The sequence below is a fragment of the Saccharopolyspora indica genome (genome assembly GCF_027853965.1).
Lineage (GTDB): Bacteria > Actinomycetota > Actinomycetes > Mycobacteriales > Pseudonocardiaceae > Saccharopolyspora > Saccharopolyspora indica.
Genome location: NZ_JAQGLB010000021.1, coordinates 42695 through 54587 on the forward strand (window position 1 = coordinate 42695; position 11893 = coordinate 54587).

The window sequence follows — 11893 nt, forward strand, 5'->3', positions numbered from 1 at the left end:
CTTCCGGTCATGAACCCGCGAAACGTCGCCGAGCTGATCGACCTGACCCGCAAGGGGCACCGGGTCAAGTTCCTGCACTTCTGGGGCCACCAGCCGGAGCGCGACGGCCGCGCGGGCAAGGGCTGCCTGAGCCAGTGGTGGCCGGCCCCGTTCGTCGTCGACGGGCACACCTTCGCCACCGCGGAGCACTACATGATGTGGCGCAAGGCGATCCTGTTCGACGACCTCGACAGCGCGGAGCGGATCCTGCGATCCGGCCACCCGCAGCGCGCCAAGGCGCTCGGCCGCGGTGTCCGCGGCTTCGACCAGCAGCGCTGGGAGGAAGCGCGCTGCGAGATCGTCCGCACCGGCAACGCCGCCAAGTTCGCGCAGAACCCGGAACTGGCCGAGTTCCTCCGCGGCACGGGAAAGCGAGTCCTGGTGGAGGCCAGCCCGGTGGACGAGGTCTGGGGCATCGGCCTGGCCGCCGACGACCCGCGAGCCGACTCGCCGGAGCAGTGGCGCGGCCTCAACCTCCTCGGCTTCGCCCTCGGCGAGGTCCGCGAGCAGCTGGCGGGCTGCCGAGCCTCCGCGACCGAGGCCTGATCGATGCGAGCCGAGGCCCTGCGGCGCATCGCGATCGAGGCCTACCTGACCGAACGCTCGGGGTTCTACACCGCCGAAGCCTTCGGTGCCATCGCCGCGAAGCTGGCGTCCTTGGCGCTCGCGGGACTCTGCGCGTGGATCATCGCGATGATGGTGGAGGACGGCGGATCCGGTGTCCTCGTCGTCGGCCCGCTCATCGCCCTCGTCCTGGTCATCGCGGTGTGGATCGGGCTCTTCCTCTTCAACCGCCCCATCATCGAACGACTGCGACCGGCGAACCGCTTCCACCGGCTTCGCCGACCCCGGCACGCCGACCCGGACGGGCGGCGCCCCGCTGCGCTGCCGGAGCGGGTGCTGCGCTCCTCCCCGCGCGGCCAGGCGGACCTGTTCTGGCGGACCGGGCTGTTCCTGCTGCTCGGATCGCCTTCGGCGTTCTTGCTGGGCTACTGCCTGCTCGCCTACCTGGACCACCTGTGGTCGATGTGGTCCAACCCGCTCGTCGACTCCTGGGCCTGGAACGCACCGGAGCACTTCAGCGGCTTCGGGGAGTGGTTCTTCACCGATGAGTGGCTGACCGCGCGGGTGCTGGTGCCGTCGATCTCGTTCATGTTCCTGACGATGGGGATCGCGCTCGCGGTGCTGGCCGTCCCGCTGCTGAGCCGGCGCGGCGCCGACGCGATCGATCTGGCCGTCACCGAGACCGGTGTCATCACCCGCGGCGGGCTGGCGATCGGCTGGGACGAGATCGCCGAGGTCTTGGTCGTCCGCGATGCGCGGATCACCTCGTGGAGCGGGCCGCGGGAGCTCCGGGCTCCGGGGCAACCGCGATCCGTGCTCAACCCGACGTACATCGCCGCGCACTCCCGCACCCGGATGGCCCTGGTGCTGCGCGACCTCCCCGACGTCGCAGCCCGCTCCCTGCGGGCGGACCGCACCTCCACCTACGGGTACGCGCTCTGCGACCTGTGGGTCCACTCCGCGGAGCAGGTGAGCGCGAGCCTCGCATCGCTCAAGGCGGGGGCCAAGCGGGAACGCGTCCCGGTCACCGAGCTGGAGCGCGTCGCCGCTGGCAGCATGCCGGAAGGAACTCCTCGGTGGTTCAGCGCGTTGTTCGCGCGGCGCTGACTTCTCGACGTCGTGTTGCCTTGGTGCGAAAGGACCATTCGGCTGCGGGCCGGTCAGCGGTGTCCGCTATAGGTCAGTTGGGCGGGGGTGCCGGGTTCGGCCGTTGGGGCCGGTACGTGGAGAATTCCCGCATGACAACGGGACTTCAGGCGGCGGCCCGGCGGCTGGCGCTGGGCGTGCGCACCGGGGGCGGGCGTACCGGGCCCGCGGTCGTGTGGTTGCGCGTGGAAGCCGGGGCGACCCGGATCACGCACCCGGTCGGCGTCGAGGTCGATCTCGATCCCGACTTCTTCGACGCGAAGTCGGCGCTCGTCGAGCTGCTCCCGGTGCCGCGCCGCGGCCGCCCGCTGATCGTGGAGCTGGTGGTGCGCGAATGCGGCCGGTTCGAGCTGGCGTTCAGCGCGGAGCTGGAGTCGGAGTCCCGCGTGGTGCTCGACGACGACTTCCGGCTGCCCGGGCATCCGTTGCCCGGGATGGCGCTGCCCGCGGCGGCGAGGTGCACCGGAGCGCCCACCGATCCGGCGGTGCTGGCCGAGATCGCCGCGCTGTTCCGCGAGTTCGTCGAGCGCTACGAGCAGATCAAGGGGCGGCCACCGGCGCTGCGGCCCGGGTACTCCGAGCAGGAGATCGCCGCGGCCGAAGCCGAACTGGGCGCCCGGCTGCCCGAAGACCTGCGCGCGCTCTACCGGATGACCCGCGACGACGCGGCGGAGACCGGCCTGCTCGGAAAGTTCTCGCCCTACCCGCTGGACCACGTCGTCGAGTACCACCAGCCGGGCTCGCTGGGCTGGAACGACGGGCCGTTCGACGACGCCGTGGTCTTCGAATCGGATCCGCCGGAGGTCATCAAGCGCCTCTCGCGCAACGACTGGTGGATCACCTTCGCCACCGACTTCGCGATGAACAACCTCGCGGTCGACCTGGACCCGGCCGAGCGCGGCAGATCCGGCCAGGTCTTCGAGTACGGCCGCGACGTCCACGGCCCGCCGGACTACTACGCGGAATCGGTGACCGCGGTGCTGACCGGTGTCGTCGAGGCCTTGCGCGAGGGCGACTACGAGGACGACGAGTCGGACTACCTGCAGACCTACGCCGGTTTCGGCGGAGCGGGATTCGCCGAGCTGGTCTACCACGACTTCGGCAACCGCGAGCTCGCCGAGATCGTCGACCAGGCCGAGGAAGCGCAGCTCATCCACGTCAACGACGCGGTCGACCTGGACCTGGCCGCGCTGGCCCCGCTGCGGAACCTCCGCGAACTGCGGATCAACCGCGCGAAGCTGGTCACACCGACCTCGAACGGCCTGCCCGCGCTGGAATCCCTGGCGATCGAAGCCGAACGCATCGACCTCGAAGCCCTGGCGGGCCAGCCGACGCTCTGGGACCTGAAGCTCGCCGGAGCCGCCGAGCGCCTCGACATCGAGGTGCTGCGCACGCTACCTGCCCTGACCAGGCTGGACCTCTCAGCGGTCGAGCTCGCGGACCCCACACCGATCGCGGACCTGCCCCAGCTGCGCGTCCTGATCCTCAACGCGGCCCAATGGGCGGCCCTGCGCCGCGCGAACCTCCGCCCCCCGAACCTGGCGGCGGTGGAACGAACGGCAACGTGCTCGCTCCGCGAAACCGCCGACTGGTCAGAATGGCTCACCGGCACCCCGATCCCCCTCGGCACCACCTCCGGCACCACGACCTGACTCAACGAGGTGAAGGGCACCTTCCACCAAACATGTTGGCGAAAGGTGCCCTTCACCCCCCCAACGTGGTCGGAGCCCGGTGAAGGGCACCTTTTAGCAACTTACTTGCCCAAAGGTGCCCTTCACCGGGCTGCTGAGCGGGGGTGCGGCCGGGCGGTGTCGGGGAGGGGCGAAGCCGCCCGGCCGCGCGGCTCGATGCTCGGGGTCGGGGGCGCATCGAGCCGGGTCTTCTAGAGGCGTCGCAGGGATTCCAGGACGCGGTGGTGGAGTTCCAGCGGGGGAGCTTCGGGTGGGGTTTCGGGCCATCGCGGTGGTGGTTCGGGGACGTCTGGTTCGCGGAGGTGGTGTCTGCCGGTGGGTTCGGTTCGGCGGGCTTCGGCTTCTACGTGCTCGATGAGCTGCCAGACGTTCGTCGCGCCTTCGCCTGCGCCCGCGTGCTGGGGGCGCCGGTGGCAGGCGTACATCAGCGTCATGCCGGTGAACATCGAGAGCAGGCACGCCGTTACGGTCCAGAGCGGGGACATCGGTCGGTTCCTCCTGGTTGGTCGAGCGGGAAGGGCAGCGGTTTTCGCGCTCAGGGATCGACACCGGCGATCTGCCGGGCCTTCTGGTTGCACTCGGCGCAGGTGCCCCAGAGCCACGCCAGCTCGCTGCTGTCGGCGGAAACCTCTTGCTGGCACAGCGTTTCGACGACGGTCCCGGTCGGATAGGCGCACCCGACGGGCTTGTCGGCCAAGCTCGCATGCCGCTGCCCCGCAGCAGGCACCCAGTGAAACGGATACATCAGCGGCTCCTGTCTCGAAGTGACTTACCGCGCTTACCGGTAAAAGTTTGCCGGTGGTGAATCGATCGATCAATTACCCGATAGGGGGTTGTTTCCGCAGGTCAAAGGCCTAGCATTGTTTTCATGGTCGGAAAATCCGAACACACGCCCAAGGCTCGTGCACTCGGCGCCGAACTTCGCGAGTGCCGTCGTCACGCCGGGTTGACGCAGCAGGAACTCGCTGATCAGATCGGCGTCAGCCACGTGTCGGTGTCGCGCTACGAATCAGGTACGCGTTTACCGAAGCCGGAAGACGTGGCGCAGATTCTGGCAACGCTGGGCGTGAACGGTGAGCGGTACGCCGAGCTGGTGGACATGGCGCGAGGGGCCGAGCATCCGAACTGGTTGGAGACCGGGAAGACCGGACTTCGTCGTGAGCTGACGACGATCATCGAGTTCGAACGAACTGCGACCAACATCGTCGAGGTCGCAACCGGGATTGTTCCGGGATTGCTGCAGACCGCTGACTTCGCGCGAGCGATGATGGGTGAAGTGCCAGGGCCAGATCTCGAAGCTCGCGTTGCCATGCGAGTGGGACGGCGCGATGTGCTTTCGCGGTCAGATGCTCCGGAGTTTACGGCCATCATCTCTGAGGTGGCGCTCTGGCAGCGGATCGGCGGCGCAGCGGTCATGGCGGATCAGCTGCGGCAGTTGCTGAAGATGGGCGAGTTCTCGAACGTCACCATCCTCGTGCTGCCTGCGGTGGCTGATCGGTGGCACCCAGCGCATGCTGGCTCGTTCATCCTGTACGAGTTCCCGAAGAGCCAGCCCATCGTTCACCTGGAACACTTCGCTTCGGGTGCGTTCCTCTACAGCAAGGAAGTGTCTGCATATCAGAGTGCTGTCGCGACGCTTCGAGAAGTTGCGATGGACTCAGGGCGTTCTGCTGAGCTCATTGCGGATGTCATCGAAGAACTGCAAGGCTCGAGCACATGACGACGGTGAGCCCCACGAACTGGCGTAAGTCTTCCCGCTCACAGCAGGTGAGCGCCTGCGTCGAGGTCGCGCCCACCACCTGCGGCGCGGCGGTGCGGGACTCGAAGGACCGGGGTGCCGGGTACTTCACGACGACCGCTGACCAGTGGCGGTTATTCGTCACCGCCGTCAAGGCGGGCCGCTTCGAGGTTTGACCGAACCTGCCGGTTGCGACGGCAAGATCGTTTACGCTGCTCCGAATGAGTGACTCGGGCGGTGGAGGCAGGGTGCGGCGGTTCCGCAAGTGGTTCGTCATCGCGGCGGTCGTGCTGCTGGTGGGAGCCGGCGGGTACGGGTTCTGGCAGCAGTACCCGGCCGCGATGGTGGGGAAGGCTTGTGACGGGATGCTTCCCGTCGATCCGATCCTCGAGCTGTCCGGGGCGAGCAGGCTGAGCCTGATCGGCTCCGACTTCGAGCTGGCGCATGACGGCCAGGAGGAGATCGGTTCGCAGAGCGTGGACGTGACCTGCAAGGTCGGGAACGCGCACGTTCGCATCGAGACTCCGGACGAGAGCATGCAGACCATCTCCTTCTACTCGTTTCGCGGCAACCTGGATTCCTTCCCGGTTCCGCTGGAAGCTGGGTGGTCCGGCCTCGTCGCGAACTCCGATCGAGTCGCATCGGTGCTGGTGGGCTGCCGGAACTGGGAGAGGGACGAAGGCAACGGAATCGCGGTGACGGTCGATCGCTCGGAGGGGGAGAGCATTCCCGGCATGCGCCCCAACCTGGTCCGCGCCGCCATCGAGACAGCGCGGTCCGCTGCCGAGCGGACCGGGTGCGATGCGCAGTTCGGCGGGGACGTCGAGCTCGCGGTTCCGGGAGGAACCGACCGGACCGTGCCCGCCGCTGAGGCGTCCGGGACGTGCGCCGGGATGTCGTCGGCCGAAGCGGTTCGGGAAACCGATGCGGCAACGGCGCCGGGCGAGAAGTGCGTGCTGGTCGACGGCCTGGAGCTCACCGCGATGTACGGGCACTTCGAGGAGGCCTACGCGAGCAGCTTGGGCTTCGACGAACCGTCGGGTGCGAACGGGTACTACATCTGGACGTCAGCCACCTGCCCGAGTCCGCTCGACCGCGGCCTCTTCACGGCATCAGTGCTCGAGGGAACCGACCGGAGCTTCAACGAAGAACCCCTCGACGACGCGGAACTGGCCGATCTGCAGCGCTTCGCGCAGCAGTCCGCGGCTCGTCACGGCTGCACCCCGCCCGGGCCGATCGGTCGGACGCGCTGAACCACTGGTGCGATGAGTGGTGGCCGTGCCGCCGATCGGGCCATTTGATCGCGTTCCCTCCCACGCGTGCGCCGGGCTGATTACCCTGCCGCTTCGAGGCTTCGTGTCCGCACGTGATTCTGGGGGGAGCGCATGGACGGGAACATCCTCGATCCGGACGGTGCCCGCGAACGGCTGGCGGCGTGGAAGGACCGGATCGAGAAGCTCGCCGCCGACACCAAGACGATGAGCGACCGGCTGCAGGAGGTCCGGGTCACCACGACCGACCCGAAGGGCCTGGTCGAGCTCACCATCGATTCCACGGGCGCGCTGGTCGACATCAAGCTGACCAGCAAGATGGAGCGCACCGCGCCCGACGTGGTCTCGCGGACCATCATGGAAACCCTGGCCCAGGCGAAGAACCAGCTCGCCGACCGCTCCCAGGAGATCATCGCCGACACGGTCGGCACCGAATCCGCGGCGGCCCGCGCGATCTCGGAATCGGTCGGCAACCACCTGCGCACCGACGAACCCGCCGAACCCGCACCGGAACCCGACGTCGACGACGGCACCGAGCCGCAGTCGTTCATGGAGAAGTGGTGACCATGGGCGACGGCTACGTTGTCAGCGCCGAGCAGATCCGCGCGCACGCGGGCAAGGTCGAGGAGATCCAGGCCCGCTTCGACGCGGTGAAGTCCGCCAGCTCGCACATCCAGCAGGACGACCAGGCCTACGGGCTGCTCTGCGGCTGGATCGCCGGAGTCCTCGAAGGCAGGCACACCCGCCAGGACGAACTGGTCGACTTCGTCGCGGAGAACCTCTCGCTCGCGGCCGAATCGCTGCGCGCCACGGCTGATGACTACGAGAGCATCGACCAGGAGCACGCGGACGCGATCCAGTCCTCGGGCGGTGAGATGCCGTGAGCGACGATTCGCTGGTCGCCCCGGTCGAGTCGTCCCGCAAGGCGTGGACCGGCTCCGGCCTCGCCGACGGCATCGAGGGCCTGTACACCGCGATCCAGAGCGAGGACTGGGTCTCCGGCGCGCTGGCCGGAGTCGGCCTCGGCCTCGAAGTCGCGGCGAGCGTGCTCGACCCGTTCAGCGCCCTGCTGTCCAACGGCATCGGCTGGGCGATGGAGTACTTCGAGCCGCTGCGCGAGATCCTCGACGAGCTGACCGGCATGCCGGACGTGGTCAAATCCCACGCCGCCACCTGGAACAACATGGCCACCGAACTCGGCTCCATGGCCGAAGACCTCAAGTCGAGCCTGGAGAGCGACCTGCCCGACTGGCAGGGAGCAGCGGCCGACGCCTACCAGTCGATGATGGCCAACAACGTCGAAGCGGTCGGCGGCCTGGCCGCGATCTCGGCGGCGATGGCCTCGGCCACCGAAGGCGCGGGCGGCCTGGTGGAGATGACCCGCGAGATCGTCCGAGACCTGATCGCCGACCTGGTGGCCCGAGTGATCGTGTGGGCGGTCGAAGCGATCTTCGTGGTGACGATCCCGGTGATCGCGGCCCAGATCGTGGCGGCGGTGGTCAAGTGGGTCGGCCGCATCTTCACCTACGTCACGAGCCTGATCGAAAGCCTGACGAACCTGAGCAAGCTCATGAGCGGATGAGGGGGAATCCGTGACACCGAAGCCCAAGGGAGGCAACGGAAAGAACACCAAAACGGATTCCGATGCACCCCCGTCGCAGAAGACCAGCAAGGTAGACGCCAGCTCCAGCGTCTCCAAAGCCCAAGACGCAACCCAAGACCTGGCCAAACAAGGCCGAGCCGGCTCCAACGGCGACAGCTCCACCAGCCCGGCGGGCAACACGCCCCCGAAGAGCGACCCGCCGGCGGACCCGCCTTCACGGAACACGAAGGACGGCGACCAGGACCCTCATGACCAGGATGGCCCGGGACAGAAATCCGAGGGCAACGAGAAGACCGAGAAGGGCGATACCGACCCCGTCGACGTCGTCTCCGGGCAGGTGCTCGATTCAGCTGAAGACCTAGCACTTCCCGGACTGCTGCCGTTGGTTCTGCGGCGCGCCTACGCGTCTCGCTACGACGGTGGGCAGCTCTTCGGTCCTGGTTGGTCGTCGACGCTGGACCAGCGGGTGGAGGTGTCCGACGACGGAATCCGGTACTTCGGGGACGACGCGCAAGTTCTCCGCTATCCGAAGCCCACCTGGCCCGGGCAGCAGTTGTATCCGGCAAACGGCGCACGATGGCCCTTGACCTGGGACACCGACGGTGCGATTCGGATCGAGGATCCCCAGGCAGGTTGGACTCGGCACTTCACTGCTACCAACGGGCAACCCAGTCGGGTCAGGCCGATTTCGGCGATGACGAACCGAAACGGTCACCGGATCACCTACCTGCACGACGAGTCCGGTGTTCCGGTGGAAGTTCGGCACGCTGGTGGGTATCGCGTCGCTGTCGACACCGCCGAAACCGAATCCGGCATCCGGGTTGAAGGACTTCGGCTGCTCACGCGTGATCCCGACAGCCCCGGGATCACCGTGCTGCGGTACGGCTACGACCCGGGTGGTCGGCTGACCGAAATCGTCGATTCCTCGGGCGTTCCCCATCGCTACGAGTACGACGTCGCTTCGCGGATCACCGCATGGGTCGACCGCTCGGGCGGGCGGTACTGCTATGAGTACGACGATGCTGGCCGCGCCATCCGGGGAACCGGGCCTGACGGATTTCTGTCCACCAGCCTGCACTACGACACCGAGCGTCGGGTCACGACGGTCACCAACAGCCTGGGCCACGCCACCGAGTACCACTACGACGCGCACCAGCACGTGGTCAAGACCGTCGACCCGCTGGGACACATCACGAGCTCGGAGCAGGATCGCTTCGGCAGGGTGCACACCAGAACGGACGCCCTGGGCAACACGACTCGCTACGAGTTCGACGAGCATGACAACGTCGTACGCATCGTGCTGTCCGATGGTGCTGTCGCCACGACCGACTACAACGATCGGCGCCAACCAGTCCGAGTCGTCGGCCCGGATGGTGCCGAGTGGCGCTATGCCTACGACGAGCGCGGCAACATCACCAGCACCACCGACCCCACCGGTGCAACAACGACCTATGCCTACGACCGGCGAGGCATGCTCGCAGGCTTCACCGATGCGCTGGGGAACGCCACGCGAGTGCAGTCCGACGCGCTCGGACTGGTTGAGCGCATGGACGACCCAGCAGGCGGATTCCTGCGATATGAACGAGATGTGTTCGGCCGCATCACCGAAGCAGTCGATGCAACGGGCAGCGTGACGCGGTACGGCTGGACCATCGAGGGGCTGCCCACTTGGAGGGAAGCGCCGGACGGCGCGCGCGAGCGCTGGAGCTACGACGCGGCGGGCAACGCCATCGCGTACCAATCCCTTGCCGGGTACTGGACCACCTTCACCTACACGCACTTCCACCTTCCCACCTCGCGCACGGGGCGTGATGGCAGGCGCTACGAGTTCGCCTATGACGACGAACTGCGCTTGGTCTCGGTCACCAATCCGCAAGGCCTCCAATGGCGCTACGAATACGATGCCGCAGACCGTTTGACCGCTGAAACCGACTTCAACGGGCGCCGCGTCTCCTACCGTCCTGATGCCACTGGCAATCTCGTCGAACGCGTCAATGGTGCAGGTCAACGCGTGCAGTACCAGCGGGACGTGTTCGGTCGAGTGATCGAGCGTTCGGTGGATGGCCAGATCACCACCTTGGCCTACGACCGGGCCGGACGGCTCGTGCACGCCGCGGGGCCTGAAGCGCAAGTCGACCTCGTTCGAGACCCGGTCGGTCGGACGATCACCGACAGCATCGACGGGCATGCGGTTATCAGCGAGTTCGACGCTGCCGGACGACGGACCGCACGCACCACACCGAGTGGGCTGGTCTCGCGCTGGGACTACGACGGCGCGGGGCAGCCCGTCTCCCTCTCCAACCACGCTGGTTCGCTGCGCTTCGCCTACGACGCCGCCGGTCGGGAGATCACACGATTCCTAGGACAGGCTGCGGTGCTGAGCCAGTCTTGGGACGTGGCTGGGCGACTCGCCAGCCAGACGATCACGGCTGCCGCGCGTCCTCCGTCGCCGCTGGTCACGACCCGCGAGGGAAGCCATGTCATCCAGCGGCGTGCTTACGAGTACCGCTCTGACGGCAACCCGTTGCGTATCGACGACCAACTCCGGGGTGAGCGGACCTACAGCCTCGACCGGGCTGGCCACGTCACTGTCGTGCAGGCCTCGGATTGGCGTGAGCAATACGCTTATGACGCCGCAGGAAACCCGACTTCGTCGAACATCACCGGATCGCTGTCGAACGACGAGATCGACGGAGAACGCGAGTTCACCGGTACCCTCGTACGGCGAGCCGGACGAACTGTGTACGAGCACGACGGTCAAGGTCGTGTGGTTCGCCAGACTCGTCGCACTCTGTCCGGTCAGGAAAAGACCTGGCGCTACGTCTGGAACGCCGATGATCGGCTAACCGACGTCACCACGCCCGACGGCACGAAGTGGCACTACTGCTACGACCCGCTCGGACGTCGGATCGCCAAGCAGCGCCTCGGTGAAGATGGAACGCCGGTCGAGGAAACGCGCTTCTTCTGGGACGGCACCAGCCTGGCCGAGCAGGCCACGAAGAGTCCGGATGCGCCGGGCGCGACGAAGACGCGCACCTGGGACTACGAACCCGGGACGTTCCGCCCAGCAGCCCAAACCGATCAGTTCCGACCGAATGATCAGGCGGCTTTCGACGCTGCCTTCTACGCTATCGTCACTGATCTGGTCGGGACTCCTTCCGAGGTGATCGACCAGGATGGTCAGATCGCCGCGAACCCCACCACGGATCTGTGGGGACGAAGTGTTCAGGCCGATGATGCGTCGGTTGACTGCCCGTTGCGATTCCCCGGCCAGTACTACGACGCCGAGACTGGCTGGCACTACAACTTCACCAGGTTCTACGACTCGTCCACAGCGACGTACGCGAGTCCGGACCCGCTCGGCTTGGACGCCGGTCCCAACCAGCACGGTTACGTCGAGAACCCGTTGTCGTGGGCGGACCCGCTCGGTCTGACCAAGTCCGACGCGGAAATGCTCGCCGATGCCAGGGCGATCCACGAAGCGGTCAAGGTGGGGCAAACCGAAGTTGGTGGAAGAATTGCCTACAACGGAATGACGGTGGCCACCGGGGAGTTCGACGGGCGTTATGTCTACACGGTCAATCGAAACGGAACATCCCCGGCTGTGCGAGAGACTGCGGATAACCTCGGCTATGAGCGGGTGAATGGAAAGAAATACACCGGGCCGAATCAAACCGACGCTGAACAGATCATGCTCAACGCCCACGACAAGGGCGACTTGACGCTGAACAACGGCACGTCCGGACGTATCGCTTCCTCACGTCCTGCGTGCGGTCCTGCCCGGCAGGACTGCCGCGGAAGGATCGCCGGGTATCCGAATATCACGCTGATAGACTGATGA

The 11893-nt window shown here is 67.0% G+C and carries 12 protein-coding genes; 10 read left to right on the top strand and 2 right to left on the bottom strand.

What is annotated here, in order from left to right:
- Positions 1-9 precede the first annotated feature (9 nt).
- The 3 genes from OU416_RS32590 (at position 10) to OU416_RS32600 (ending at position 3401) form a co-directional block, all read left to right on the top strand.
- Positions 10-585 carry an NADAR family protein gene (locus tag OU416_RS32590; protein WP_270930904.1) on the top strand — a complete coding sequence of 192 codons (576 nt, stop codon included), beginning with the start codon at positions 10-12 and terminating at the stop codon, positions 583-585.
- Between the two features lie 3 nt (positions 586-588).
- Positions 589-1710: a hypothetical protein gene (locus OU416_RS32595; RefSeq protein WP_270930905.1), complete on the top strand. Its 1122-nt coding sequence runs from the start codon at positions 589-591 to the stop codon at positions 1708-1710.
- 131 nt (positions 1711-1841) lie between these two features.
- A complete protein-coding gene (locus OU416_RS32600) occupies positions 1842-3401 on the top strand; it encodes an SMI1/KNR4 family protein (protein ID WP_270930906.1) in 1560 nt (519 codons plus the stop codon).
- A 230-nt stretch (positions 3402-3631) separates the two neighbouring features.
- Here OU416_RS32600 and OU416_RS32605 read toward each other — a convergent pair whose 3' ends face one another.
- Both OU416_RS32605 and OU416_RS32610 read right to left on the bottom strand, forming a co-directional pair.
- Positions 3632-3925, bottom strand: coding sequence for a hypothetical protein (locus OU416_RS32605; protein WP_270930907.1), 294 nt, complete (start codon positions 3923-3925; stop codon positions 3632-3634).
- Positions 3926-3975: 50 nt separating this feature from the next.
- Positions 3976-4185 carry a zinc finger protein gene (locus OU416_RS32610; protein ID WP_270930908.1) on the bottom strand — a complete coding sequence of 70 codons (210 nt, stop codon included), beginning with the start codon at positions 4183-4185 and terminating at the stop codon, positions 3976-3978.
- A 123-nt stretch (positions 4186-4308) separates the two neighbouring features.
- Here OU416_RS32610 and OU416_RS32615 point away from each other — a divergent pair, with 123 nt between their 5' ends.
- From OU416_RS32615 to OU416_RS32645, 7 genes are all read left to right on the top strand, one after another.
- Positions 4309-5160: a helix-turn-helix domain-containing protein gene (locus tag OU416_RS32615; RefSeq protein WP_270930909.1), complete on the top strand. Its 852-nt coding sequence runs from the start codon at positions 4309-4311 to the stop codon at positions 5158-5160.
- Entirely contained in the window at positions 5157-5354 is a 198-nt protein-coding gene (locus tag OU416_RS32620) for a DUF397 domain-containing protein (protein WP_270930910.1), read from the top strand. The genes OU416_RS32615 and OU416_RS32620 overlap by 4 nt, the downstream gene beginning before the upstream one ends.
- Positions 5355-5399: 45 nt before the next feature.
- Positions 5400-6431: a hypothetical protein gene (locus tag OU416_RS32625; protein WP_270930911.1), complete on the top strand. Its 1032-nt coding sequence runs from the start codon at positions 5400-5402 to the stop codon at positions 6429-6431.
- A 132-nt stretch (positions 6432-6563) separates the two neighbouring features.
- Entirely contained in the window at positions 6564-7013 is a 450-nt protein-coding gene (locus OU416_RS32630) for a YbaB/EbfC family nucleoid-associated protein (RefSeq protein WP_270930912.1), read from the top strand.
- Between the two features lie 2 nt (positions 7014-7015).
- On the top strand, positions 7016-7333 hold the full coding sequence (locus tag OU416_RS32635) for a type VII secretion target (protein WP_270930987.1): 318 nt from the start codon (positions 7016-7018) through the stop codon (positions 7331-7333).
- A complete protein-coding gene (locus OU416_RS32640; RefSeq protein ID WP_270930913.1) occupies positions 7330-8031 on the top strand; it encodes a WXG100 family type VII secretion target in 702 nt (233 codons plus the stop codon). Before OU416_RS32635 ends, OU416_RS32640 begins: the two co-directional genes overlap by 4 nt.
- Before the next feature lie 10 nt (positions 8032-8041).
- On the top strand, positions 8042-11890 hold the full coding sequence (locus tag OU416_RS32645; protein WP_270930914.1) for a DUF6531 domain-containing protein: 3849 nt from the start codon (positions 8042-8044) through the stop codon (positions 11888-11890).
- The last annotated feature ends 3 nt before the right edge of the window (positions 11891-11893 follow it).

Excerpts from the sequence above, each read along its gene's own strand:
- OU416_RS32590 (WP_270930904.1), top strand. The coding sequence starts at position 10 with ATGAACCCGCGAAACGTCGCCGAGCTGATCGACCTGACCCGCAAGGGG.
- OU416_RS32595 (WP_270930905.1), top strand. The coding sequence starts at position 589 with ATGCGAGCCGAGGCCCTGCGGCGCATCGCGATCGAGGCCTACCTGACC.
- OU416_RS32600 (WP_270930906.1), top strand. The coding sequence starts at position 1,842 with ATGACAACGGGACTTCAGGCGGCGGCCCGGCGGCTGGCGCTGGGCGTG.
- OU416_RS32605 (WP_270930907.1), bottom strand. The coding sequence starts at position 3,925 with ATGTCCCCGCTCTGGACCGTAACGGCGTGCCTGCTCTCGATGTTCACC.
- OU416_RS32610 (WP_270930908.1), bottom strand. The coding sequence starts at position 4,185 with ATGTATCCGTTTCACTGGGTGCCTGCTGCGGGGCAGCGGCATGCGAGC.
- OU416_RS32615 (WP_270930909.1), top strand. The coding sequence starts at position 4,309 with ATGGTCGGAAAATCCGAACACACGCCCAAGGCTCGTGCACTCGGCGCC.
- OU416_RS32620 (WP_270930910.1), top strand. The coding sequence starts at position 5,157 with ATGACGACGGTGAGCCCCACGAACTGGCGTAAGTCTTCCCGCTCACAG.
- OU416_RS32625 (WP_270930911.1), top strand. The coding sequence starts at position 5,400 with ATGAGTGACTCGGGCGGTGGAGGCAGGGTGCGGCGGTTCCGCAAGTGG.
- OU416_RS32630 (WP_270930912.1), top strand. The coding sequence starts at position 6,564 with ATGGACGGGAACATCCTCGATCCGGACGGTGCCCGCGAACGGCTGGCG.
- OU416_RS32635 (WP_270930987.1), top strand. The coding sequence starts at position 7,016 with ATGGGCGACGGCTACGTTGTCAGCGCCGAGCAGATCCGCGCGCACGCG.